Genomic DNA, 24513 nt, shown 5'->3' with positions numbered 1-24513 from the left:
ACCTGGATCGCTCGTGACCCGCGCGGGTCGTCGACCTCCCCCCGCCGGGTCACGAAGTGGACGCACGGGAAGAGGTCAGCGCTCCAGGCCGTCGCAGGCACGCCCGGACGCGCCCGGCAGTGCGGGCGTCGCGAGGTGGGCGTACCGGAACATGACGACCATGGTGCTGCACCTCAGCGCGGCCGGGCAACCGGTTATTCCCGCCCGCCGCGCCGAGGTCAGCGCGTCACAGCGGGATCCACTCCGTGGACGTCGTCACCTCGTCCAGCGCCTCCGGGATCGGCTCGACGCCGAGGCCCGGCCCTGACGGCACGTCCAGGTGGCCGTCGCGCAGCTCGAACGGCGCGGTGATGTCCATCGCGTAGTAGCGGCGCGACCCGGAGGTGTCGCCCGGCAGGGTGAACCCGGGCAGCGCGGCGAGCGCCACGTTCGCGGCCCGGCCGAGCCCGGTCTCCAGCATGCCGCCGCACCACACGGCCACGCCGTGCGCCCGGCACAGGTCGTGCACCCGGCGGGCCTCCAGGTAGCCGCCGATCCTGCCCGGCTTGATGTTGATGATGGAGCAGGCGCCCAGCTCGATCGCGGCGGCGGCGTGCGCGGCCGACTCGATGGACTCGTCCAGGCAGACCGGCGTCCTCAGCGTCCTCGCGAGCCTGGCGTGCTGGACCAGGTCGTCGTTGGCGAGGGGCTGCTCGATGAGCAGCAGGTCGAAGGGGTCCAGCTTGGCCAGGCGGGGCGCGTCGGCGAGGGTGTAGGCGGCGTTCGCGTCGACCTGGAGCAGCACGTCGTCGCCGAACCGCTCGCGCACGGCGCGCACCGGCTCGACGTCCCAGCCCGGCTCGATCTTCAGCTTGATGCGGACGTACCCCTCGTCCAGGTAGCCCTGCACGGCGTCGAGCAGGCTCGGGATGGAGTCCATGATGCCGACGGACACGCCGCACGGCACCCGGTCGCGGGCCGCGCCGAGGAAGGCGCCGAACGACTCGCCCGACGCCCTGAGCTGGGCGTCCAGCACGGCGGTCTCCAGCGCGGCCTTGGCCATGCGGTGGCCCTTGACGGGTTCGAGCGCCCGCCCCACGGCTCCCGCGTCGACCGTGCCGGGGAGCGCGGGCAGCAGGAAGCGGCGGATGACGTCGGCGGCGCCGTCGGCGTACTCGGAGGAGTAGAGCGGCTCCGACATGGCCACGCACTCGCCCCACCCCTCGGCCTCCGGCGTCACCACCTTGACGAGCAGGATGTCGCGCACGGTCTCCGTGCCGAACGAGGTGCGGAACGGCGCCACCAGCGGCATCGAGATCCGCCGCAGCTCAACCCCTGTGATCTTCACGCTCTCTCCACTACGTAGTACGCCCTGTCATGGAAACCCGTGACCCTGCCGCCCGCCTCCAGCAGGCCGCCCAGGACCTCGCGGACGGCCAGCCGCCACGCCTTGGCGGCGCCCGGGTCGGCGCGGCGCAGCCGCTCGACGTCCTCGGGCACGGCGACGAGCACGGTGGCCGCGTCGGAGGGCCGCACCGCCGGGTGCCCGCCCTCTCCGGCCAGCGCCACGGCGGAGCCGTCCACGGCGGGCGGCTCGTACGGCTCGCCGCGCACCAGCGCCTCGACGTGCGGCGCCGACAGCTCCCACACGGCGAGCACCCGGTCGGACTCGTCGCCGCCGTTGATGGCGTCGGCCATCTCGCCGTAGAAGCGCGGCAGGTACTCGGTCGGCCGCGCGCCCAGCTTCACCAGGTTGAAGTAGGCGTTGCGGCGCACGAGCGGGTCGTAGGTCCAGGTGATGCGTTCGAGCCCGCGCTCCAGCGCCCAGTCGCGCTGGTGCCGCTTGAGCGCCAGGCCGACGCCCCGCCCCGCCGTCGCGCCGGTGACGTGCGAGTGCAGCGCGTTGCCCGCGGCGAAGAAGCCCACGGACGCGCCGACCAGCCGGTCGCCCTCGAACGCGCCCGCCACGTAGTTGCCCGCGTGCGACATCGCCCGCATCATCTCGACGCTGATGGGGTCCTCGCCGGGGCCGTGGCCCCAGATGCTCTGGAAGAGCGCGCACACGCGCCCGAAATCCGCGAGCTCATGGAGCTCCCTGACCGCGACCACCGTGCCGCCCCCTTCCCGTCTCACCAGTGACGTTATGTCATCACGGCATCCAGGGGATTCGTGCGGCGCCACCAAGAGGACGTGCGGATTTCGTCCTCCAGGCTCACCGGGGCCGCTCCGGTCGGGCGGGTCAGCGGTCGAGGATCTGGAGGTCGTGGGGGCCGGCGGCGAGGGCCACGGGGCCGGAGCCGGTGCACGCCACCACGTCGGCCACCCTGGCCCCGAACAGCTCGGGCACGTAGATGGCCGGCTCCAGGCAGAACGTCATGCCGGGCTCCAGCGGCGCGTCCTCGTCGAGGCGGGGCCCCTCCTCGGGGCCGAGCCCGACGCCGCGCCCGGAGCGGGGGGCGGCGAACCGCCCGTACCCGCTGCCGTCGATCACCTCGGTCACGGCCGCGGCGACGGCCGACGCGGGCGCGCCAGGACGGGCCGCGGCGAGCGCGGCGTCCCGCGCGGCGAGCACCACCCAGTACATCGCCTCGTAGTCGTCGGGAGGCTCGGCCACGGCGAAGACGCGGGCGGCCTCGGCGCAGTAGCCGTCCCAGCGTCCGCAGACGGACACCAGCACCGCGTCCCCGGGGTTGATCACCCGGTCGCCCGGCCGGTGGCCGGGCCGCGCCGTGTGCGCGCCGGCCGCCACCCGGGCCGACAGCACCTCCTCGCAGCCCGACTCCAGCAGGAGCATCCGCAGCCGGTCCGCCATCGCCCGCTCGGTCACGCCGAACCAGGCGAGCTCCCGCGCCTGCAGCAGCACGCCCTCGGCCGCCAGCGCGGCCCGCTCGATCGCCACCAGCTCGTACGGCTCCTTGCGCGCCCGCAGCGGCGCGAGCACCGGCGAGGCGGGCACCAGCTCGGCCTCGATGGCCAGGGCGAACAGCTCACGGACCCGCATCTCGGGATCGACGCCCACCCGCCGCGCGCCCCGCGGCACGAGCGCGGCCGGGTCGCCGGTCTCCGACGCCCCGTCGCCGGTGACGACCAGGAACGGGCCGTCGCCGCCGCCGAGGAAACGGAAGTCGGGGGACGGACGCAGCACGAGCGCGTCGATCCCCTCCCCGGCCATGGCCTCGCGCACGGCCGCCAGCCGCGCCGCCGTGATCTCCGGGTCGTCCGGCACGCCGCCGTCCCCCGTCCGCGGCGTCACGCCGGCTCGTGCAGCCAGCAGGCGACGGGACCGAACGCCGGCTCCTTGACCCGGCACACGTCCATGGCGACCGGGCAGCGCGGGTGGAACCGGCAGCCCGCGGGCGGGTTCGCCGGGTCCGGCACGTCGCCGGGCAGTTCGGCGGGCAGCACGCCGCCGCCGTCCGGCTTCGGGATGGCCTGGAGCAGCGCCCGCGTGTACGGGTGCCGCGGCCGCGCCCACACCTCGGCCGTGTCGCCCACCTCGACGATCTTGCCGAGGTACATCACCGCGATCCTGTCCGCGATCAGCCGCACGACCGACAGGTCGTGGCTGATGAACAGCAGGCCCGCCCCCGAGCCGACGGCCAGGTCACGCATGAGCGTGGCGACCTGCGCCTGCGCCGACGCGTCGAGCGCCGAGATGGGCTCGTCGCCGATGAGCAGCCGCGGCCGGGCGGCGAGCGCCCGCGCGATGGCGATGCGCTGCCGCTGGCCGCCGGAGAACTCGTGCGGGTGCCGCCCGGCGAAGTCGCGCGGCAGGCCGACGCGTTCCAGCAGGTCGGCCGGGTCGCTGGTGGTGTCGCGCGCGGTGCGCAGCCCGTCGGCGATCTGGTCGCCGACGCGGCGGCGCGGGTTCAGCGACGCGTACGGGTCCTGGAACACCATCTGGATGCCGGTCAGGGTCCTGCGGCGCAGCCCGAGCGGCGTCACCGGCGTCCCCTCGAACAGGATGGAGCCCTCGGTGACCGGGTTGATCCCGCACACGGCCCTGGCCAGCGTCGACTTGCCGCAGCCCGACTCGCCGACCAGCCCGACGACCTCGCCGGGGTTGACGGTCAGGCTCGCCCCCGCCACGGCGCGTACCACCGGGCGGCCGGGGGAGCGGTGCTCGATGACCAGGTCGTTCACACTCAGCAGGGTGTTCGGCTGGGTCATCGCTCGCCCTCCCCGGGCTCGTCGCGGCCCGTACCGTCCTGGGCGGGCTCCTGATGGTCGGGCAGCGAGTCGAGCAGGGCCCGCGTGTACGGGTGCGACGGCTCGCGCAGCACCCGGGCGCGCGGCCCCGTCTCCACCACCAGGCCGTCCTTCATCACGCTCACCTCGTCGGCGACGGCCGACATCACGCCGAGGTCGTGCGTCACGAGCAGCACCGCGAGGCCCAGCTCGTCGCACAGCCCGCGCAGCAGCCGCAGGACGCCCGCCTGCACGGTGACGTCCAGCGCGGTGGTGGGCTCGTCGGCGATGAGCACCTTCGGCGAGCAGGCCAGCGCGACGGCGATCGCGATGCGCTGCCGCATGCCGCCGGAGAACTGGTGCGGGAACCGCCCGTACGCCTCCTCGGCGCCCGGGATGCGGACCTTGGTGAGCAGGTCGACCGCGCGCGCCTTCGCCTCGGCCTTGCCCAGGCGGAGGTGGTGGCGCATGTGCTCGGTGAGCTGCCTGCCGATCGTCAGCATCGGGTGGAGGCTGGTCGCGGGGTCCTGGAACACCATGGCGACCTCGCCGCCGCGCACCTGGTTGAGCTCCTTGGGCGACAGCGCCAGCAGGTCGCGGCCGCCCAGGCTGATGCCGCCGGACACCCGCGCCCCGTGCGGCAGCAGCCCGAGCACGGCCAGGCCGGTCATGGTCTTGCCCGAGCCGCTCTCGCCGGCCAGCCCGTGGACGCGGCCCGCCTCCAGGCTGAGGTCCACGCCGCGCAGGATCTCCTTGCCGCCGATCGTCACCTTCAGTCCGGTGATGTCGAGGGTCACAGGGCACGCTCCTTGATGGCCCGGGCGGTGCGCGGGTCGAGCGCGTCGCGCAGCGTGTCGCCCAGGAAGTTGAACGCGAGCACCACCGTCAGGATGGCCAGGCCGGGGAACGTGGCCACCCACCAGCTGTCGAACACCTCGACGCCGGAGGCCACCATGGCGCCCCACTCGGGGGACGGCGGCTTGGCGCCCAGGCCGAGGAACGACAGGCCGGACAGCAGCAGCAGCGCGGTGCCGATGTCGAGGGTGGCCAGCACCAGCACGGGACCGGTCACGTTCGGCAGGACGTCCACGCGCAACGAGCGCCAGGCGGAGAAGCCGAGCAGCCGCCCGCTGAGCACGAACTCCCGCCCGCGCACGCCGAGCACGAGACCGCGGGTGACGCGCGCGTACGCCGGCCACGCCACGACCAGCACGGCGAGCACCGCGTTGGCCAGGCTCGCGCCGAGCGCCGCCGCCACCACCATGGCGAGGATGACCGTGGGGAAGGCGAACACGAGGTCCGCCAGCCGCATGATCGTCTCGTCCACCCAGCGGCCGAAGTAGCCGGCGCACGCGCCGAGCAGGCCGCCGATCAGCACCGACAGCGCCACCAGCAGCAGCGTCAGCGGGATCGACACGCGGGCGCCGTACATGACGCGGCTGAGGATGTCGCGGCCGAGCTGGTCGGTGCCGAACCAGTGGCCGGGGCCGGGGGCGGCCAGCCTGGGCAGGTCCTGGGCGAGCGGGTCGTGCGGCGCGAGCAGCGGCGCCGCCAGCGCGACCACCAGCCAGCCGACGGCGAGCACGGCGCCCACCACGGCGAGCGGCTGCCGCCACGCCTCGGGCAGCCGCCTGATCAGGCCCTTGCGCGCCAGGACCCCGTCGGCCTTGGCGTCACCCGTCATTGCAGCCTCACCCTCGGGTCGATGATGCCGTACAGGACGTCCACGATCAGGTTGATGACCAGGTAGACGATGCCCACGACCAGGCCGACGCCCATGACGGCGGGCAGGTCGAGGGTGGTGGCGCTCTTGTAGGCGTACTGGCCGACGCCCGGCCAGGCGAAGATCGCCTCGACCAGGACGGTGCCCGACAGCAGGCTGCCGAACGCCAGGCCCGCCACCGTGATGATCGGCACCAGCGCCGAGCGCAGCACGTAGCGGAACAGGATGACCCGTCCCGGCAGGCCCTTGGCCCTGGCGGCGCGGACGTAGTCCTGCCCCAGCACCTCCAGCACGGCCGACCGGGTGAACCGGGTGAGCAGCCCGATCGTGTACAGCGCCAGCACCAGGGCGGGCGTGATCAGGTGGCCGGCCGCGGAGACGAAGATGTCCCAGCGGCCCGCGAGCAGCGCGTCGACCGTCTGCAGCCCCGTCACGCCGGGCGCGGCGCCCAGCGCCGGGTCCACGCGCCCGCTGCCCGGCGTGATCTGCAGCCGGTAGAAGAACACGTAGAACGCCACGAGGGCCAGCCAGAACGTCGGCACCGAGATGCCGATCAGGCTCAGCACCCGCAGGAGGTGGTCGGGCAGCCGGTCCCTGCGCAGCGCCGCGACGACGCCGAACGCGACGCCCAGCACCAGCGACACGAGGATCGCGGCTCCGGCCAGCTCCAGCGTCGCCGGGACGAACTCCGCCAGGTCCTCGCTGACGGGCCGGTGGCTCTGCTGGCTCGTGCCGAGGTCGCCGTGCGTCAGCCCCTGCAGGTGCAGCAGGTACTGCTCCCACAGCGGCTTGTCCAGGCCGTGGTCGGCACGCCACTGCGCGACGATCGCCGGGTCGCCGAGCGCCCGCTGGCCGAGGTTGGCCGCGACGGGGTCGCCGGGCACCAGGTTCGTCAGCACGAACGTCACCAGCGTGATGCCCCACGCCAGCAGGACGGCCATGAGGATGCGCCGCACCAGGAAGCGGGCGAGCGGGTGCCCGCCCCGCCGGCGCGCGGCGGGACGGGCGGGCGGCGCGCCGGGGCCGGGGGACACCGGTTCACCGCCGCCGTCGAGTGGGGTGGCGGGGCGCGGCGGCAGCGCCGCGCCCTCCTGCTCCTGCACCTCGCCGGGCCCTTACTTCGCGCCCAGGTCGGCGACGTCGACCGTCCACACGGGGTGGTACTCGAGGCCGGTCACCGAGGCGGCGGTCACGATGTTCTGGCTCGGCTGGATCAGCGGGACGAACGGGCCGGTCGCGTTGAGCGCGGTCTGCATCTCGGCGTACGCCTGCTTGCGGGCGTCGTCGCCGATCGCGGCCGCCGCCTTCTCACCCGCGGCCTCGACGGCCTTGTCCGCGCCGGCCTTCCACCCGGCCCGCAGGCCGACCGTCTTGCCGGGCAGGAACGCCAGGTAGTCGCTCGGGTCCGGGTAGTCGGGGCCCCAGTACCACAGGCCCAGCTCCTCCTTGCCGTTGCGGTAGTTGTCCAGCGCCGTCGTGATGGGGGCGGGCTGGAGGTCCACCGTGATGCCGACCTCCTTGAGGTTGGCCTGGACGCGCTCGGCCAGCGGCTGGAACGACAGGCCGTTGACGGTCAGCTCGCTCGGGTACTCCAGCTTGACAGTCGGGTTGGACACGCCGCTGGCCGCGAGGGCCGCCTTGGCGCCCTCGACGTCCCGCTTGGGGGCCTGGGCCGGGTCGAGCGCGCCGAGCAGCTGCGACGGGATGATGCCCGGGGACTGCGTGGCGCCCTCGCCGGCCAGCTCCAGCAGGCCCTGGTAGTCGACGCCCTTGCGGACCGCCTCGGCGAACTTCGGGTTCGAGGTGGTCTTGCTGACGCCCGGGTCCTGGTTGGCGAGCAGGAAGATGACGTTGGCCGAGGCCGTCTTCTTGATCTGGAGGGTCGCCGGCATGCCGGCGACCTGGTCGCTCGACAGGTTCAGCGCCACCTGGCTGTCGCCGCGCTGCACGTTCAGCTTCTGCGTGGCGGCCTCGACGTTGCGGATGACCACCTTGTCGTACGTCGGCTTGGTGCCGTAGTACTTCGGGTTGGCCTTGAGCACGACCTGGCTGCTCACGTTGAACGAGTCGATGAGGTACGGCCCGGAGCCCGCCGAGTTGGAGTTGAGGTACTGCTCGGCCTTGTCCTGCGGGTCGGCGGTCGCGCCGTGCTCCTTGGCGACCTTGCTGTTGATGATGCCGAGGGCCGGGTTGGGCAGGATGTACGGCAGCGCCGGGTTGGCCGTCTTCGACGTCAGCGTGATCGTGGAGTCGTCGGTCTTGGCCACCTCGACGCCGTCCAGCAGGAACGACGGCGTGCCCTTCATGTCGCGCACGCGGGTCAGCGAGAACACCACGTCGTCGGCCGTCACCGGCGAGCCGTCGGCGAACGTCGCGCCCTTCTTCAGCTTCAGCGTCAACGTCTTGCCGTCCCCGGACAGCTCGTACGACTCGGCCAAGGCCGGGACCGGCTTGGTCACGTCGGCGCCGTCGAAGGTGAGGAGCGTCTCGTAGACCGCCTTGCCGACGATGAGGCCGGTCGGCTCGTACGTCCGGCCGGGGTCGGCGGTCTTCAGGTCGAAGGAGGTGTCGATGACGAGGGTCTTCCCGCCGCCCGACGCGGTGGAAGCCTGGGGGGTGCCGCCGCTTCCGCAGGCGGCGAGGGCGAGTGCACCGGCGAGCAGCACAGCCGCCGTCTGCGAGCGGGTCGCCATGGTTAGGTCCTCCAATTGGACGTTCGGAAGAAGGATGTCGAGGATTGTCAGGCAGAACGTCCAGGGTCTGTGCGCGCGCCGAGACGTATATTTACGGTCGAGAGGTAATGATGAGTGATATTTCCAGAAATGGTGGGGGTGGCGGCACTCCCCCTGGACGGATCGGCATCGGTCTCGAACTCGACGCGATCCACATGAAGATCCTGGAGATCCTGCGGGAGAACGGCAGGATCTCCGTCGCCGCGCTCGCCGAGCGCGTCGGCATCTCCAGGGCGAACGCCTACACCCGCTTCGAGGCGCTGCGCGCCGACGGCACGATCAAGCGCTTCACAGCAGAGATCGACCACGTCAGGGCCGGTCTCGGCATCACCGCGCTGATCTTCGTGACGGTGCGCCAGCAGATGTGGAAGCAGTTCAGGGCCGAACTGGCCAGGATGCCCGAGGTGGAGTACTGCGCCATCACCACCGGGCAGCACGACGCCATGATCCAGGTGCGGATGGCCGACGTGGCCGAGGTGCACGCCATGGTGACCGACCGCCTGGCCAACATCCCCGCCGTCAAGGCCACCGAGACCGTCTTCATCCTGGACGAGGTGCTCAGACGCCCGTACGTGCTGCCCAGCGACCGCGACCAGGCCCGCCCGTCCCGCCGCCCCCCGCAGGAGTCGCAGGGGGACGTGCCCCTGGGCAAGATGCGCTTCGTCGGCGCCGCCGAGGGCCGGGCCGCCCTCCGCAAGGACACCTGACCCGCCCCGCGACCCCCGATCCCCGGCCCGCTCGCCCGCCACCGGAACCCCCGCCCGACACCCTGTCCCGAACGCACGAGACGCCCCCGGCATCCGCCGGGGGCGTCCTTCTTCCCACGTCAGGAGGGGACGACCTCCCTGCAGACGCTCACATGCGGCGTGTCGTCGCCCTCGAAGCTGAACTCCTCCACCAGGCGCAGCAGCCCGTCCTCGCCGGTCTCGATGCGGCTGCTGCTCCGCCCGCCGGCCCGGCCGCCCGCCTTCAGGGCGTGCACGTACGAGATGGAGACCTGGTCGCCGTCCCTGGTGCCGACGAAACGGCCGGTGGTGACGGTGTCGCCGGTGTAGCCGCCCCACACCACCCCGTCCGACTCCCAGTACTCGAACTCCGTGGGACTCTGCTGGTCCACCTCGCTCGCCGTCGAGCTCACCATGACGAATTTACGGCCGTTCAGATTCACGTCAGTCATGGTCCCGAAACTTACCGACCTTCCGCACTCCCGCTGGACATATCGTGTGAAAGCCCAGCCAAGATCAACATTCCGTCCAGCCCGTGCGGGCGCGCCCCGGCTCGGCCCCGGTTCTCGGTCCAATCGCCCCGCTCCGGTCACGGGTGTCCCCGCCGCGCCGCGTGCGGGGAAAGGGAGCGCCATGGATGCGTAGTGTGATAGTTGTGTAACCCTACGTATTCAGTCAGGTTCGGGAGATCTCCATGCTGGCGTACACGCTCTCGGTCGTGGCGGCGGTGGGCGTGGTGGCCCTCGCCGCGCTCCTGTTCAGGAGCGGCGGCGAGGACCGCGACCCGGGCGGGCCGTCCGCCGGCCACGCGGGCGCGATGCTGTCCGCGCTGTTCCTGCTGGTGTTCGCCATCGCGATCATCGTCCCGTGGACCACCGCCGACGCGGCGCGGCAGAACGCCCGCGCCGAGAGCCAGTCCGCCGTCAACGCCTACTGGGCGGCCGACGGCCTGCCCGGCACGGCGCCCGAGGCGGTGCGGGCGGGGCTGCGCGACTACGTCACGTTCGTGGTCAAGGACGAGTGGCCGCTCATGGCCGACGGCAAGATGGACCCCGTCGGCGCCGCCCGCCTCGACGCGCTGCGCAGCCGCGTGACCGGCCTCAAGACCGAGGGCGACGCGGAGCAGGACGCGAGGAACTCCGTCCTCGACCACCTCACCGCGCTCGCCGACGCCAGGTCGCAGCGCGGCGCCGACGCCGCGGCCACCCCGCCCGGCGGCCTGATCGTCCTGACGGCCCTCACCGGCGTCGCCGTGATCGTGTTCCCGTTCCTGGCGGGGGCCAGGCCGCGCGGCATCACGCTCGCGCCGCTGGTGGCGATGGCCGCCATGCTCGGGTTCGGCGTCTACCTGACCTGGGACATGACGCACGCCTTCGCCGGGCCGCTCGCCGTGGGCCCCGAGGCGTTCGAGGGCGCGCTGCGGGAGTTCTCGCGCATCGCCGGGGGGATGTGACGGTGGGCGCCGCCCGCGCGCCGCTGCTGCTCGCCGGGGTGCTCGCCGTGGTCGCCACCGGCGGCCCGGCGGCCGCCGACAGGGAGCCACGGCCGGTCGTGTCCGAGCCGGGGGTGCGCGTGTGGCGTCCCCCGGCGCCCAGGGTGTCGGTGGCGCCTCGGGTCCGGCCACCCGCGTTCCCGCGCGTCCCGTCCCCGCGAGAGGTCGCGCCGCGGGCCCGCGTGCCGAGGACCGTCCCGGGCATCCCCAAGACGGTCCCGCGTGTTCCGAAGACGGTGCCGGGTGTTCCCAAGGCGGTTCTGCCGCCCGGCGTGCCCGACACGGTGCGGCGGCGGCTGCCCGCGCCCGTGCGGCCCCGCATCCCGCAGCCGGTCATGCCGGGGCAGGGGGTTCCAGGCCGAGGCGTCTCAGGACAAGGCGTTCCGGGGCCGGTCGTCCCGGGGGCGCCCGGCGGCCACCCGGCCCTGCCGCGGGTGCGGGGGAACGAGGTGTGGATTCCCGGCCTCGACGGGCCCGGGGTGCGCATAGGAGGCGCCTCCGTGTGCGTGGGCGGCGCCGTCCAGGTGGGGGCCTGCCCGCCGCCCGCCGCCCGGCCCGCTCCCCGGCGGGTACCGCTGCAGGCGCCCGCCGCCCGTGAGCCCGTACGCGCCGAGCCCACCCCCACGCCGTCGGCGGCCCCGCGGTCGCGCTACAGGCACGCCGTGGCCGCGCCCGCCCGCAGGACGAACCCCCTCACCACCGTGCTCGTCCTCGTGGTGCTGGTCACCGCCGTCGCCTTCGGCGGCTTCCGCTGACCCACCCGATCCAGCCCGTCGCCTCCGGCTCCCGGCAGCCGCCCCGCCCCGCCCCGCTCCGGCCGGCCGACCGCCCGAGCTGACCCGGCCGCCGGACGGCCGGCGGTGACCTTACCGCGAGCGCAGTAGGCCGGGCTCGTACCTGGGGAGGAAGAAGGAGCCGCAGGCAGGGCATACCGTTGAGGCGTGAGCGCGCTGACCGAGATGAGACGGAGGCTGCGCTCTCACCCCTGGCTCGGGAACGCGGCACTCGGGCTGACCCTCTACACGGGGACGCTGGTGTCCTGGTCGAAGTCGCCCGACCACGCGCCCTGGGCGTACGCGCCCGTGCTCGGCGCCCTGATCTGCGGCACCCTGCTGCTGCAGCGGCGGTGGCCGTGGGCCGCGCTGGGGGCGTCCGCGGCCGGGCTCGCCGTCCACTTCATGCTCGGCGGCCAGCGCAGCTCGCTCGACGCCGTCCCCGTGGTCGTCATGTACACCCTCGCCCTGCGCCTGCCGCGCCGCCGCGCCTGGGCTGTCGGCATGGGCGTCGCGCTCCTCATGGGCGCCGTCCGGGCGATCTCCTCCGGTCAGTCATGGCTGGCGCCCGACGTGCTCGGCCAGGTCGCCTGGTTCGGCATGGCGACCGCCATCGGCGACGCGACGCGCAGCCGCCGCGCGTACGTGGCCGCCGTGGAGGAGCGGGCCCGCCGCGCCGAGGAGACCCGCGAGGAGGAGGCGGAACGGCGGGTGATGGAGGAACGGCTGCGCATCGCACGGGAGCTCCATGACGTGCTGGCCCACCAGATCGCACTGATCAACGTGCAGGCGCAGGTGGCGGCGCACCTGCTGGACGCCGAACCCGAGCAGGCCCGCCAGGCCCTGGGGCACGTCCGCCACGCGGGCAGGGAGGCGCTGGGCGAGTTGCGCGCCACCGTCGGGCTGCTACGCAGGCCGGGCAGCGGCGAGGAACTCGTCGCCGAGCCCTCGCCCAGCCTGGACCGGCTGCCCGACCTGCTCGGCTCCTTCACCGGCGCCGGGCAGAAAGTGGACTACCTGCTGATCGGGGATGCGCGGCCGCTGCCGGCCCCCGTGGAGCTGGCGGCGTTCCGCATCGTCCAGGAGGCGCTGACCAACGTGAGCAAGCACGCGCCGGGCGCCGAGGCCGACGTCCGCATCACCTACGGCGCGGGGAAGGTGGTCGTGGAGGTGAACGACGACGGCGCGGGACGCGACGGCGAGATCGCCCTGGGCGTCGGCCACGGGCTCATCGGCATGCGCGAGCGAGCCCTGTCGGTCGAGGGGACCTTCCGGGCGGGCCCGCTGCGCGGGGGCGGCTTCCAGGTGCGCGCCGTCCTGCCGGTCCCCGGAGAGGAGGCGGCGTGAGCGTCCGCGTCCTGCTCGCCGACGACCAGGCGCTGGTGCGGACCGGGTTCCGCGTGCTGATCGACACCGCGCCGGATCTGGAGGTCGTCGGCGAGGCGGCCGACGGCGAGGAGGCGGTACGCCTGGCCCGGGAGACCGCCGCCGACGTGGTCCTGATGGACATCCGCATGCCCGGCACCGACGGCCTGGCCGCCACCCGGCAGATCACCGCCGATCAGGACATGGCCGGGGTCCGCGTGCTGGTCCTGACGACGTTCGAGATCGACGAGTACGTCTTCGCCGCGCTGCGGGCCGGTGCCAGCGGCTTCCTGGGCAAGAGCGTGGAGGCCCACGAGCTGCACGAGGCGATCCGCGTGGTGGCGCGCGGGGAGGCGCTGCTGTCACCGGCGGCGGTCAAGGGACTGATCAGCCGGTTCCTGGCGAGCCCCGGCGCGGGCGGCCACCCGCCGAAGGACCTCGCTGTGCTGACCGAGCGCGAGCTGGAGGTCATGACCCTGGTGGCGACCGGGCTGACCAACGAGGAGATCGCGGGCCGGCTGGGCATCAGCAGGATGACCGTCAAGACGCACGCCAACCGGGCCATGCTCAAGCTGGGCGCGCACGACCGCGCCCAACTGGTGATCATCGCCTACGAGAGCGGCCTGGTCCGCCCGCGCACCCTCTGAAGGCCGCGCGCCGTCTGAAGGCCGCGCGCCGTCTGAAGGCCGCGCGCCGTCTGAAGGCCGCGCGCCCGGTCACAGGCGTGGAGGGCGCCGGCCTGCCGCATGCGGGCGCGGTAGTGCGCCGCCGTGACCTACCGCGAGCGCCGTAAGCCAAGACCCTTCGCCGGTCGGAGGCCCGCCGCCCGGAGACCCGAGAGGCTTGAAACGCGTGTCCGGCGTGCCGCCCGCCCTGCTCCGAGCGGGGCGGCGTCGGCCGACTCTCCGGGGGCGAACGCGCCGGCACCTCGCCGGCGTGACACCCCCGGCGGCCGGCGCCGCGCCGGCGTCCCGCCCCCCTGGCGGCCGGCGCGCGGCCGCCGTCTTCCCGCCCACCGCATCAGGCGAGGGGCACCTTGGCAACCCGCGGCGATTCGCCGCCGGAGGAGAAACCCGACGATGTCGTTCCTGACCAGAGCGAGCCTCGCCAACCGCGGGCTCGTCGCGATCATCACGCTCGCGGTGGCCGCCCTGGGGGTGTTCACCATCCCGGCCCTCAGACAGCAGCTGCTGCCCTCGATGGACGTCCCCCAGGTGTCGGTCCTGGCCGTCTACCCGGGCGCCGGCCCCGAGATCGTCGAGGACCGGGTCACCGTGCCGCTGGAGGAGAGCGTCCGGAGGCTGGACGGGGTCACCGGCGTGACCTCCACCTCCCGCGACTCCCACGCCTCGATCGCGGTGGCCTTCGACTTCGGCGTCGACATCGAGAAGGTCAGGAGCCAGATCCAGCAGGCCGTCGACCGGGTCGCCCTGCCCGACGGCGTCGAGCCCAGGACCCTGGTGGGCGGCACCGACGATCTGCCGGTCATGCGGCTGGCCGCCGCCTCCGACCAGGACCAGCGGCAGCTCGCGGAACGGCTCGACAGCCAGGTGGTGCCCGTGCTGACGGGCATCGAGGGCGTCAAGGAGGCCACCGTCAGCGGCGTCCGCGAGCAGGTCGTCACCATCACCCCGGACCTGGACGCCCTCAAGGCCAAGGGCCTGGACGCCGGGGCGATCGCCGCCGTGGTCAGGAACGCCGGCGCCCCGATCCCGGCGGGCGCGCTGACCCAGGCCGACACCACGCTCAGCGTCCAGGTCGGCGGCGCCTTCACCTCGACCGCCGACCTCGAGAACCTCTACCTCACCCCCGCCGCCGGGCGGTCGCAGGGAGCGGGCGCCGAGGCGGGCGCGTCGGCCGCCGCGGCCCGGCCCAAGCCGGTGCGCCTGGGGGACGTGGCCGACGTGAAGCTGCAGCCCGCCGCCTCCACCACCCTGACCCGTACCGACGGCCTGCCCAGCCTCGGCGTGTCGATCACGATGACGCCCGACGGCAACGCCGTGTCGATCTCCCACGACGTCCGGGCCGAGCTGCCCGCTCTCGCCAAGTCGCTGGGCGCGGGAGCCGCGCTCACCGTCGTCTCCGACCAGGCGCCCGTCGTGGAGAAGGCGGTCGAGAGCCTCACCACCGAAGGTCTGCTCGGCCTCGCCATGGCCGTCCTGATCATCCTGGTCTTCCTGGCCTCGATCCGCTCCACCGTCGTGACGGTGATCTCGATCCCGCTGTCGGTGCTGATCGCCCTGATCACGCTGTGGGTACAGGACTACTCACTCAACATGCTCACCCTGGGCGGCCTGACGATCGCCGTCGGACGGGTGGTCGACGACTCGATCGTCGTGCTGGAGAACATCAGGCGCCACCTCTCCTACGGCGAGCCGCGCCGCCGCGCCATCGAGAACGCCGTACGCGAGGTCGCAGGAGCCGTCACCTCGTCCACCCTGACCACGGTCGCGGTGTTCCTGCCGATCGCCTTCGTCGGCGGGCTGGTCGGCGCGCTGTTCGGCCCGTTCTCCGTCACCGTGACCGTGGCGCTGCTGGCCTCCCTGCTGGTGTCGCTGACCGTGGTGCCCGTCGTCAGCTACTGGTTCATGAAGCCGTCCGAGGCCGGCGCGGGCCAGGACACGCGCGCCCAGGCCGAGGACAGGGAACGGCACAGCCGGATCCAGCGCGCCTACGTCCCGGTGATCCGCTGGGCCGTCCGGCGCCGGCTCAGCACCGTGGCGGCGGCCGTGGCGATTCTCGCGGGCACGTTCGCGCTGGTGCCCCGTCTGGAGACCGGCTTCATCGACGACGCCGGCGAGACCACCATCAGAGTCACCCAGACCCTGCCCGCCGGCACCTCGCTGGCGGCCACCGACGCCAAGGCCAAGCAGGTGGAGCAGGTCCTGGCCGGCGTCAAGGAGATCGACTCCTACCAGGTCACCGTCGGCGGCAGCGGCCCGGCCCTCCTCAACGGCGGGGAGGACGCCGCGCGCGCCGACTACTTCCTGTCCCTCAAGGAGGGCGGCGACGCCGCCGCGGTCAGAGCCACCCTGGGCGACCGGCTGAACGCCCTGCCCGGCATCGGCGAGATCACCATCAAGAAGACCGGCGGCTTCGGGGGCGACGCCCTGCAGGTCGTGGTCAAGGCCGACGAGCAGGAGACCTTGCGCACCGCCACCCGGGCGGTGCAGCAGGTCATGGCCGCGCTGCCCGCCGTCAGGGAGGCCACGAGCAGCGTCGCCGAGACCGCGGCCCGCGTCCAGGTCAGCGTGGACCGCAAGGACGCCACCGCGCACGGCCTGTCGGAGGTCGCGATCGGCCAGGCCGTCTCCCAGGCGTTCCGCGGCACCACGATCACCCAGATGTCCTTCGACGACACCACGGCCGACGTCGTCCTGCGGAACGGGGAGGCGCCCGCCTCGCTCGGCGAGCTTCGCGCGCTGGAACTGCCCGGCGGCGTGCGGCTGGACGACGTCGCCGACGTGCGGCAGGTCGACGGCCCGGTCTCGATCACCCGGATCGACGGCGCGCGCAGCGCCACCGTCTCGGCCACCAACACCGGCTCCGACCTGGGCGCCACCACCGCCGAGCTGCGAGCGCGGCTGGCCGGGCTGACCCTCCCCGCCGGTGCCACCTACTCCATCGGAGGGGTCAGCGCCGACCAGGCTGAGGCCTTCGGCAGCCTGGGGCTCGCCATGGGGGCCGCGGTGGCCCTGGTGTTCCTCGTCATGATCATCACGTTCCGCAGCGTGGTCCAGCCGCTGATCCTCCTGGTGTCGATCCCCTTCGCCGCCACCGGCGCCATCGCGCTGCTGCTGATCACCGGCACCTCGCTCGGCCTGGCGGCGATGATCGGCCTGCTCATGCTGGTCGGCATCGTGGTCACGAACGCCATCGTGCTGCTGGACCTGATCAACCAGTACCGCCGTCAGGGCATGCCGCTGCACGAGGCGGTCGTGGAAGGCGGCCGCAACCGGCTGCGGCCCATCCTGATGACCGCCCTGGCCACGATCTTCGCGCTGCTGCCGATGGCACTGGGCGTCACCGGCGGGGGCGGCTTCATCTCCACCCCGCTGGCCGTCGTGGTCATCGGCGGCCTGATCAGCTCCACCCTGCTCACTCTCGTCCTGGTCCCGACGCTCTACACGATGGTCGAGTCCCGCAAGGAGCGGCTCCGCGCCCGCAGGGACGGCCAGGGCGACCCGCGGCCCGCACCCGAACCGGCGGCCGGCGCTTCCCGGTGACCGTACGCGGCGGGAAGGGCGATCATGGGGGAGGAGGTGAGGCCGGTGGAGGTCGGGCGTGAGGAGGTTCTGGCCGGCGGCGGGGTCAATCAGGTGGTCAGGGCCGGTGACACCGTTCGCAGGCCCTCCGGCCGGTGGACGCCCGCCGTGCACGCGCTGCTCCGCCACCTGGAGACGGCCGGGTTCGCGGGGGCGCCCCGCTGCCACGGCCTGGACGCCGCCGGGCGCGAGGTGCTCGGTTTCGTGCCGGGGGAGGTGCCCGGCCACCCGGTGCCCGCGTACGTCCGCTCCGACGCCGCGCTGACGGCGGCGGCTCTGCTGCGGGCCTACCACGACGCCACGGCCGGGTTCGCCGCTCCCGGCGACGCCGCCTGGTACTTCCCGCCGCGCCGCCCGGCGCAGGTCGTCGCGCACGGTGATGTCGCGCCCTACAACACCGTGTTCCGTGACGGGCTGCCGGTCGCGTTCATCGACTTCGACACCGCCCATCCCGCGCCGCGCGTCTGGGACGTCGCCTATGCGGCGTACCGGTTCGTCCCGCTGGAGGATCCGGCGCGCGGTGCGGGGCGTCCCGTCGTGGAGCAGGCGCGGGGGCTGCGGCTGTTCGCGGACGCGTACGGGCTGGGCGCGGCCGACCGGCGCGCCCTGCCGGGCACCGTGATCGAGCGCCTGGAGCACCTGGTGGGGCACATGCGTGCGCGGGCCGGGGCGGGCGAGGAGGCGTTCGCCGCGCACCTGGCCAGGGGCGACCACCTGCTGTACGGGGCCGACGCGGACCACCTCGCCCGCCACCGGGCCACGTTCGAGCGCGCCCTCCTCGTGCCGTCCGGCGCCTGAAGGGGGAAGCCCGGCGGCCCAGGAAGCACGGGGGCAGTGAGCGGGAGGGAAGACGGGGGCGGCGGTGGCGGTTGGTCCGAACGTGGACGAGACCGATGTGGTGGTGATCGGCGCCGGGCAGGCGGGCCTGTCGAGCGCGTACTTCCTGCGGCGCTTCGGCCTCGGCCCGGTCGTGCTCGACGCGGCCGACGGCCCCGGCGGGGCGTGGCGGCACCGCTCGCCGTCGCTGACCATGGACAAGGTCCACGGCGTGTTCGACCTGCCCGGCGTCCGCAGGGAGGCGGGGCAGGAGGGCGGGCGGCCCGCCGCCGAGGTGGTGCCCGCGTACTACGCCCGCTACGAGCGCGACCTCGGCCTGGCCGTGGCGCGTCCGGTCAGGGTGACGGCCGTGACCGGCTCCGGCGACGGGCGGCTCGTCGTGTCGTCAGGGGCGGGGGAGTGGGCGGCGCGTGCCGTCGTCAACGCCACCGGCACCTGGACCCGCCCGTACTGGCCGTACTACCCCGGCGCCGGGCGCTTCCGCGGCCGGCAACTCCACTACGCGTCGTACCGGGGCCCAGGGGAGTTCGCCGGTCGGCGGGTGGTGGTGGTCGGCGGCGGGGCGTCGGCCCTGCACGTCCTGTCGGAGATCGCGGGCGTGGCCGCCGCGACCACGTGGGTCACCCGCCGCCCGCCCGTCTTCCGCGGCGACGACTTCGGCGAGGACGCCAGGCGCGCCGCCGTCGCCCTGGTGGAGGAGCGCGTACGCGCCGGGCTCCCGCCGCAGAGCGTCGTCGGCGTGACCGGCCTCGGCTACACGCCGGTGGTCCGCGCGGCCATGGCCAAGGGCGCGCTCGACCGGCTCCCCATGTTCAGCGAGATCACCGAGGACGGTGTCGCCTGGGCGGACGGCACCCGTCTGCCCGCCGACGTCATCGTCTGGGCGACCGGCTTCCGTTCGGCGCTCGACCACCTCGCGCCGCTGCGGCTGCGCGAGCCCGGCGGAGGCATCCGGGTGGACGGCACGCGAGCGGTCAGGGAACCGCGTCTCCAGCTCGTGGGGTACGGCCCGTCGGCCAGCACCGTCGGGGCGAACCGGGCGGGGCGGACGGCCGCGGCGAACGTCCGCGCCCTGCTGACGGGCGACGCGACCGCACCCGCCGCCTGACGCCCGCCCGGCCGCGCTGTCCCGCCCACCTGGAGCGCCAGATGGGATGTCCGATACGTACCCGGGGCCGTGATCCCCTACGATCGGCCCCTGAAAGAGGGCGTCCCCCGGCCTGGATAGCTGCTGACCGGAATGCGCCCTGAGGCTCGGGCGAAGGAGGAGCGTGGCGCTGGGGAAGACCGTACGGGTCAGGACGCCCCTCGCCGCCGCGCTCGCCGCGCTGGCGCTCGCCGGGCACGCGGCGCTCCCCGGGTGGGCCGCGCCGAAGCCCACGGTGAAACAGCTGAAGAAGGAGCTGGCCACGCTGCAGAAGGAGTCGGACAAGCTCATCGCCGACTACTACAGCAGCCGCATCGCCCACCAGAAGGCGGAGAAGGCCGCCAAGGCCGCCGAGGAGAAGCTGGCCGCGGCGCAGGAGGTGTTCGACAGGGAGTCGGCCGAGCTGCGCGCCATCGCCGTCGCCCAGTACACCGGGGGCGAACCCAACCAGGTCGCGCTCCTTCTCGGCAGCCAGGAGCCGTCCGCCGTGCTGGGCGGCATGGCGCTCACCCAGTACCTGATCAGCGAGCAGGCCGCGAGCCTGCGCGGCTACGCCCGCGTGCGGGACGAGCGGCAGCGGGCGCAGGACGAGGCGTCCGCCCGCGCCGAGGAACTGGGCACGGCCGTGGCCGGCCTGGGCGAGCGCAGGACGAAGGCCGAGCGGACGATCGAGAAGATCAGGGACAGGATCGACCGGCTGTACGTCGCGCCCGGCGCGCGGCCCGACGGCACGTTCGTGCCCCAGCTGCCCGACGGCGCCGACAACATCACGCCCCGCATGCGGCTGGTCAAGCAGCTCGTCCAGGAGCGGTTCACGGTGCCGTACGGCATCGGCTGCTACCGCACCATCCAGGACGGCGGCGAGCACCCGCTCGGGCGGGCCTGCGACTTCATGCTGAGCCGCGGCGGCGCGATGCCGTCGGCGGAGGAGATCAGGCGCGGGAACGCCATCGCCGAATGGGCGATCAAGAACGCCAGGCGGCTGGGCATCATGTACATCATCTACCGGCAGCGCATCTGGCACGTCAGGAACGGCGCCTGGCGCACGATGTCCGACCGCGGCGGCACGACCGCCAACCACTACGACCACCCGCACATCTCCGTCTACTGACCGGACGCCCGCAGTGAGGTGGGCGAAAGCCGTCGCTCCCGGCGGCCCGCCATGAGCGCACCGCCCCTGCGGGTGACGCTCAGCGGGGCGGGCGTGACAGCTCGCCCGTCCTCAGGTCGAGGGCGCGGACCCGGTCGCTCGGCTCCAGCCGCACGAGGAAGAGCCCGCCCCGCGTCCATCGGAGAGGGGCGAGGAGCTCGCCGGCAGGGAGCGCGGGGACGACCCGCGACAGCCGCTCACCGGTCCGCGGGTCGTAGGTCTCCACCCGCTCCCCTCCGCCCCGCACGGCCACCAGGCGCCCGCCGTCCGGCCTGAGACGGTAGTCGTCGCCGGACTTCCTCGCGTGGGGGAGGCTCATCCGAGTCCTGCCCCGGTGGTCGACCAGGAGCATCCGCGTGGCCGTGGCGACGACGATCCCGGCCGGATTGACGTCGTGCAGGTGCCGGGCGCCCGGCACCCGCACCGTGCTCCAGGTCCTCGTGTCGGTGATCCGCGCGCCGTCTCCGACCAGGGCGACGTACCTGTTCTGCCCGGCGAACGCCGGTGTGGGGACCTCGCCGTCGCTCAGCGCGCCGGTGAGGTGGTGGACGCCCTTGGCGTTCTCGTACACCATGCGGCGGTCGTGGCGGTCCAGATAGACGAGGGCCCTGCCGTCCGGGCTGGGCTGGAACGGCGCCGTGCGGGGCGGCTCGCCCTCGGCGACGACGTACGGCGCGGCCTGCGGGAACGGCTCGCCGTTGACCAGCCAGTGCCGGCAGGGGGCGTCGAACTCGTCCGTCCACGGGCAGGTGGGCCGGTCGTGGCCGCGCACCCTGGTGAAGGCGGGCCTCTCCTCGGCGAGATCCCCGGGCGCCGTGTAGCCGTGTGAGGCGGCGTCGAGCGGCTCGCGGGGCTCCCGGGCAGGGCCGAGGAAGGCGGCCGCCACGACGATCGCCGTCGCCGCGAGGTAGAGCTGCCGCGCCGACCACAGGCGCAGCGCCGCCCGGACGGGCGCCGTCTCGGGCGGCGCCGCAGGCTGCGCGCCGCGCAGGCGCCGGGCGGCGAGCGGCACGGCCGCCGCCACGACGGCCACGACGGCGGCGTGCGCCAGCCGTTGCGGGGTCGCGCCCTGCCCGAGCAGCGGGTGGCCGCACACGGTCACGGCCGCGATCATGGCGAGCAGCCACACCCTCCGGTACGTCGTCACGTCGTCGCCGGGGTCCTGGGGCTGGACCGGGCGTGGCCGGGCGTGCCGGAGGACGGGGGCCGCGCACCAGCCCACCACCAGGTAGAGCGGGTCGCCGGTGAGACCGGTCAGGGGCGCGGTGACGGCGAGGGCCGCCAGGCGCCACCGCCGCAGGCCGGTGAAGTGGCCGATGACGTACGGGGCTTCGGCCGCCGTGACGGAGAGGCGGGTGAACGTGACGAACCGGGTGAGCCGCTCCTGCGTGACCGGCAGCGCCGCCGCGAGCAGGGCGAGGCTCGCGGTCACCCAGGAGATGATCGGGACTGTCGTCACGATTGGTCACCATATATGGTGGCCAATCGTGAATTCAGGAGAAATATGGCGGCAATTTGGAATTGTCGCCTGGCGTGACCGGCGCACGCGATCCCTGTTGCACGCGGCGGTTCTCGGCTGCCTGTCACTCGTTGTCGCGGCGACGGCGCTCACGGGCTCGGGATCGCTCACTCCGCACATCCGCGTGAGCGCTGTCGACGTCCTCCTCGCCGGGGTCGGCCCTGGCGGCGCGCTGTCCTCCGGCTTGACCGGCGAGCTGGAGAACGAGGGGTGGGCCGCGTTCACCCTGACCGGCGTGTCGGCGGACGTGCCGGGCCTGCGTCTCATCCCGGAGGACGAGCTCACCGTCGAGGGCGGGAAGACGAGGACGTTCAGCGGGCGGGTGGTGGTCACCGACTGCGCGGCGGTGCCGCGTGAGCCGCGGTCGATCAGGTTCACGTACCGCACCTGGCTGTGGTCCGGGTCGGTGGAGGTGATCCCGGACTCCTGGCGCCTGCCGGGAACATCCGGGGAGCCCGTCCCCGTCGCCTGGCAGCGGGGCGTCGCCGTCGAGATGTGCAACAGGGCGGTGAGCTCGGATTGGTCCTGACCGGCCCGTCGGCCTCTCACGGGCGGCTCGGGGGAGGGCGGCCGCTCGCGTGGGTCGCCACCGGGTTCGTCCTCGCCTTCGCCGCCGTCCGCCTGAACGGCTTCGACCTGCTGCTCGACCCCCTCGGCTGGGGGCTGTGCGCGGCCGGTCTGTCGCGGCTGGGGCGGACCGGCGAGGACCCGTTCGGCCGCGCCCGCACCTTCGCCGTCGGCATGGTGTGGGTCTCGGCCGTCGCCCTGGCCGCGAGGGGCGCGCTGACGGAGGACCTGCCGATGGACTCGTCCGTTCTGCAGGTGGTGGAGCTGGCCGAGCGGGCGGGCTCCTCCATCACCGTCTGGGTGATCGCCGACGCGGTCATCGGGCGGATCCGCCTGTTCGGGCGGCATGGCCGCGCGGCCTTTCTCGACGTCCTGCGATGGGCCGTGGCCGCTTTCGGGATTCTCGTCCTGCCGCCCGCACAGGCTTACCTGAATGACGGATATATCGTACTTATTGCATGGTTAATGGCGCTTGTGGTGCTTGTTTTGGAGTTTTATCGGCTGTCGCAGTTTCCGCCTTTCCTGGCTGAGGGGTGACGTGCCGCCGGGCGGTGTCAGGAGCGGGCGAGGGCGGCCAGGAGGCGGTCCTCGGTCACCTCAGGGCCGGTGAGCTGCTCGGTGATGGCGCCGTCGCGCAGCACCACGACGCTGTCGCAGTTCTCCACCAGCTCCGACACGTCCGACGAGATGAGCAGGATGGCCAGGCCGTCCACGGCCAGCTCGTCCAGGAGGGCCTGCATCTCCAGCTTGGTGGCCACGTCCACGCCGCGCGTCGGCTCGTCGAGGAGCAGCACCCTGGGATGGGTGGCCAGCCAGCGCGCCAGCAGCACCTTCTGCTGGTTGCCGCCCGACAGCTCGCCCGCGGGCTGGCGCGGCGAGACCGCCTTGATGCCGAGCCGGCGCATGAAGGTGGCGACGATGCGGTCGATCCGCGCGTCCGAGACGATGCCGGCGCGCGACAGGCGGGGGAGCGCGGCCAGCGCGATGTTGTCGCGCACCGACAGGGCGGGGACGATGCCCTCCCCGGCCCGGTTCTCCGGCACCAGCCCGATCCCGGCCCGGACGGCGCTCCTGACGGACCACCTGCGCGCGGGCGCGCCCGCCACGGTCACCTGACCGGCGTCCACGGGGAGGGCGCCGGCGATGGCGCGGGCCGTCTCGCTGCGCCCCGCCCCGAGCAGCCCGCCGAGCCCGACCACCTCGCCGGCGCGCATCGCGAGCGACACCCCGTCGAGGACGTGCCGCCGGGTCAGCCCCTTGGCCTCCAGGACGGGCAGGTCGGCCGGCGGAGAGGGCTCGCCGGTGACGCGCGGCGGCTCCACCGGGTGGAACGGCCTGCCGAGCATGAGCGAGACGAGCCTGAGCCGGTCGAGCCCGGCGAGCGGCCCGGTGTGGACGACGCGGCCGTCGCGCAGCACGGTCACCCGGTCGCAGATCTCGTACAGCTCCTCCAGCCTGTGGGTGACGTAGACGACCGAGCGGCCCTCGGCGCGCAGCCGGGCGACGGCCGCGAACAGGGTCTCCAGGTCGGCGTGCTGCAGCGAGGAGGCGGGTTCGTCCATGACGACGAGCCTGGCGTCGGCGCTGGCGGCCCTGGCGAGGGCGACGATCTGGCGGGCGCCCTCGCCGAGCGTGCCGAGCGGCCTGCGCACGTCGGCGCGCAGGCCGTACCCGGCGAGCACCTGCTCGGCGCGGTCGTGGACGGCCGCGGCGTCGATCAGCCCGAGCCGGCCGCGCGGTTCCCTGCCGAGCAGCAGGTTCCTGGCGATGCTCATGGTCGGGACGAGGTTCGTCTCCTGGTGGACGGTCGCGATGCCGGCGCGCCGGGCGTCGGCGGGGCCGGCGAACCGTACGGGCGCGCCGAGGAGGCGGAGCTCTCCCGCGTCGGGCTGGAGCGCGCCGGACAGGATCTTGACCAGGGTGGACTTGCCCGCGCCGTTGCCTCCGACCAGCCCGTGGACCTCGCCGGCCCGGACGGAGAGGGTGACGTGGTCCAGGGCCGTCGTGCCCTGGAAGGTCTTGAGAACGCCTGCCACCTGTAGCACGGTTGC

The 24513-nt window shown here is 73.9% G+C and carries 22 protein-coding genes; 11 read left to right on the top strand and 11 right to left on the bottom strand.

Going from position 1 to position 24513, the window contains the following annotated elements:
* Positions 1-226 precede the first annotated feature (226 nt).
* From menC to BMX74_RS17390, 8 genes are all read right to left on the bottom strand, one after another.
* Positions 227-1327: an o-succinylbenzoate synthase gene (menC, locus tag BMX74_RS17425; RefSeq protein WP_176573313.1), complete on the bottom strand. Its 1101-nt coding sequence runs from the start codon at positions 1325-1327 to the stop codon at positions 227-229.
* Complete coding sequence (locus BMX74_RS17420; protein WP_236714646.1) at positions 1324-2112, bottom strand: GNAT family N-acetyltransferase; 789 nt, start codon at positions 2110-2112, stop codon at positions 1324-1326. The genes menC and BMX74_RS17420 overlap by 4 nt, the downstream gene beginning before the upstream one ends.
* A gap of 106 nt (positions 2113-2218) precedes the next feature.
* On the bottom strand, positions 2219-3232 hold the full coding sequence (locus BMX74_RS17415) for a M24 family metallopeptidase (protein WP_256256999.1): 1014 nt from the start codon (positions 3230-3232) through the stop codon (positions 2219-2221).
* A complete protein-coding gene (locus BMX74_RS17410) occupies positions 3229-4149 on the bottom strand; it encodes an oligopeptide/dipeptide ABC transporter ATP-binding protein (protein ID WP_091101445.1) in 921 nt (306 codons plus the stop codon). Before BMX74_RS17410 ends, BMX74_RS17415 begins: the two co-directional genes overlap by 4 nt.
* Positions 4146-4964: an ABC transporter ATP-binding protein gene (locus BMX74_RS17405; protein ID WP_055502590.1), complete on the bottom strand. Its 819-nt coding sequence runs from the start codon at positions 4962-4964 to the stop codon at positions 4146-4148. The genes BMX74_RS17410 and BMX74_RS17405 overlap by 4 nt, the downstream gene beginning before the upstream one ends.
* Positions 4961-5851 (bottom strand): ABC transporter permease, encoded by an 891-nt coding sequence (locus BMX74_RS17400; protein WP_055502589.1) that lies wholly within the window; start codon positions 5849-5851, stop codon positions 4961-4963. Before BMX74_RS17400 ends, BMX74_RS17405 begins: the two co-directional genes overlap by 4 nt.
* Positions 5848-6993, bottom strand: coding sequence for an ABC transporter permease (locus tag BMX74_RS17395; protein ID WP_256256998.1), 1146 nt, complete (start codon positions 6991-6993; stop codon positions 5848-5850). The genes BMX74_RS17400 and BMX74_RS17395 overlap by 4 nt, the downstream gene beginning before the upstream one ends.
* 12 nt (positions 6994-7005) lie before the next feature.
* Positions 7006-8583 (bottom strand): ABC transporter substrate-binding protein, encoded by a 1578-nt coding sequence (locus BMX74_RS17390; RefSeq protein WP_091101443.1) that lies wholly within the window; start codon positions 8581-8583, stop codon positions 7006-7008.
* A gap of 107 nt (positions 8584-8690) precedes the next feature.
* On the opposite strand from BMX74_RS17390, the gene BMX74_RS17385 reads away from it, so the two are divergent.
* Positions 8691-9329, top strand: a complete 639-nt coding sequence (locus BMX74_RS17385) for an Lrp/AsnC family transcriptional regulator (RefSeq protein ID WP_337959852.1) — start codon at positions 8691-8693, stop codon at positions 9327-9329.
* A 119-nt stretch (positions 9330-9448) separates the two neighbouring features.
* Here BMX74_RS17385 and BMX74_RS17380 read toward each other — a convergent pair whose 3' ends face one another.
* Positions 9449-9799 carry an avidin-fold protein gene (locus BMX74_RS17380; RefSeq protein WP_236714642.1) on the bottom strand — a complete coding sequence of 117 codons (351 nt, stop codon included), beginning with the start codon at positions 9797-9799 and terminating at the stop codon, positions 9449-9451.
* Between the two features lie 242 nt (positions 9800-10041).
* Between BMX74_RS17380 and BMX74_RS17375 the strand changes: the two genes are divergently transcribed.
* The 8 genes from BMX74_RS17375 to BMX74_RS17340 all read left to right on the top strand — a co-directional run bounded on the left by BMX74_RS17375 (position 10042) and on the right by BMX74_RS17340 (position 20337).
* Positions 10042-10800, top strand: coding sequence for a bestrophin-like domain (locus tag BMX74_RS17375; protein ID WP_055502586.1), 759 nt, complete (start codon positions 10042-10044; stop codon positions 10798-10800).
* A 2-nt stretch (positions 10801-10802) separates the two neighbouring features.
* On the top strand, positions 10803-11594 hold the full coding sequence (locus tag BMX74_RS17370) for a hypothetical protein (RefSeq protein WP_091101440.1): 792 nt from the start codon (positions 10803-10805) through the stop codon (positions 11592-11594).
* A 186-nt stretch (positions 11595-11780) separates the two neighbouring features.
* A complete protein-coding gene (locus BMX74_RS17365) occupies positions 11781-12959 on the top strand; it encodes a sensor histidine kinase (RefSeq protein WP_055502584.1) in 1179 nt (392 codons plus the stop codon).
* Positions 12956-13624, top strand: a complete 669-nt coding sequence (locus BMX74_RS17360) for a response regulator transcription factor (RefSeq protein ID WP_055502583.1) — start codon at positions 12956-12958, stop codon at positions 13622-13624. The genes BMX74_RS17365 and BMX74_RS17360 overlap by 4 nt, the downstream gene beginning before the upstream one ends.
* 432 nt (positions 13625-14056) lie before the next feature.
* Positions 14057-17203: an efflux RND transporter permease subunit gene (locus BMX74_RS17355; protein ID WP_091101437.1), complete on the top strand. Its 3147-nt coding sequence runs from the start codon at positions 14057-14059 to the stop codon at positions 17201-17203.
* Positions 17204-17227: 24 nt separating this feature from the next.
* The gene (locus BMX74_RS17350) at positions 17228-18040 is read left to right on the top strand and encodes a phosphotransferase (RefSeq protein WP_091101434.1); all 813 of its coding nucleotides are present in this window, start codon (positions 17228-17230) and stop codon (positions 18038-18040) included.
* 82 nt (positions 18041-18122) lie between these two features.
* Complete coding sequence (locus BMX74_RS17345; protein WP_091101432.1) at positions 18123-19187, top strand: FAD-dependent oxidoreductase; 1065 nt, start codon at positions 18123-18125, stop codon at positions 19185-19187.
* A gap of 163 nt (positions 19188-19350) precedes the next feature.
* Positions 19351-20337 carry a coiled-coil domain-containing protein gene (locus tag BMX74_RS17340; protein ID WP_177227383.1) on the top strand — a complete coding sequence of 329 codons (987 nt, stop codon included), beginning with the start codon at positions 19351-19353 and terminating at the stop codon, positions 20335-20337.
* Positions 20338-20416: 79 nt separating this feature from the next.
* On the opposite strand, the gene BMX74_RS17335 is transcribed toward BMX74_RS17340, so the two are convergent.
* Positions 20417-21835, bottom strand: a complete 1419-nt coding sequence (locus BMX74_RS17335) for a hypothetical protein (protein ID WP_143078683.1) — start codon at positions 21833-21835, stop codon at positions 20417-20419.
* A 184-nt stretch (positions 21836-22019) separates the two neighbouring features.
* Between BMX74_RS17335 and BMX74_RS43050 the strand changes: the two genes are divergently transcribed.
* Entirely contained in the window at positions 22020-22424 is a 405-nt protein-coding gene (locus BMX74_RS43050) for a hypothetical protein (protein ID WP_143078682.1), read from the top strand.
* Complete coding sequence (locus BMX74_RS17325) at positions 22415-22999, top strand: hypothetical protein (RefSeq protein ID WP_091101425.1); 585 nt, start codon at positions 22415-22417, stop codon at positions 22997-22999. The genes BMX74_RS43050 and BMX74_RS17325 overlap by 10 nt, the downstream gene beginning before the upstream one ends.
* 17 nt (positions 23000-23016) lie before the next feature.
* Here BMX74_RS17325 and BMX74_RS17320 read toward each other — a convergent pair whose 3' ends face one another.
* Positions 23017-24498 (bottom strand): sugar ABC transporter ATP-binding protein, encoded by a 1482-nt coding sequence (locus BMX74_RS17320; protein WP_256256997.1) that lies wholly within the window; start codon positions 24496-24498, stop codon positions 23017-23019.
* Positions 24499-24513 lie beyond the last annotated feature (15 nt).

It is taken from the genome of Nonomuraea pusilla (assembly GCF_900109355.1).
In the GTDB taxonomy this organism is placed as follows: Bacteria; Actinomycetota; Actinomycetes; order Streptosporangiales; family Streptosporangiaceae; genus Nonomuraea; species Nonomuraea pusilla.
This window is presented reverse-complemented; position numbering and strand designations above follow the sequence as displayed.

Coding starts and splice junctions, on each gene's coding strand:
- BMX74_RS17410 (WP_091101445.1), bottom strand. CDS start 4,149: ATGACCCAGCCGAACACCCTGCTGAGTGTGAACGACCTGGTCATCGAG.
- BMX74_RS17400 (WP_055502589.1), bottom strand. CDS start 5,851: ATGACGGGTGACGCCAAGGCCGACGGGGTCCTGGCGCGCAAGGGCCTG.
- BMX74_RS17390 (WP_091101443.1), bottom strand. CDS start 8,583: ATGGCGACCCGCTCGCAGACGGCGGCTGTGCTGCTCGCCGGTGCACTC.
- BMX74_RS17385 (WP_337959852.1), top strand. CDS start 8,691: ATGATGAGTGATATTTCCAGAAATGGTGGGGGTGGCGGCACTCCCCCT.
- BMX74_RS17380 (WP_236714642.1), bottom strand. CDS start 9,799: ATGACTGACGTGAATCTGAACGGCCGTAAATTCGTCATGGTGAGCTCG.
- BMX74_RS17375 (WP_055502586.1), top strand. CDS start 10,042: ATGCTGGCGTACACGCTCTCGGTCGTGGCGGCGGTGGGCGTGGTGGCC.
- BMX74_RS17355 (WP_091101437.1), top strand. CDS start 14,057: ATGTCGTTCCTGACCAGAGCGAGCCTCGCCAACCGCGGGCTCGTCGCG.
- BMX74_RS17350 (WP_091101434.1), top strand. CDS start 17,228: ATGGGGGAGGAGGTGAGGCCGGTGGAGGTCGGGCGTGAGGAGGTTCTG.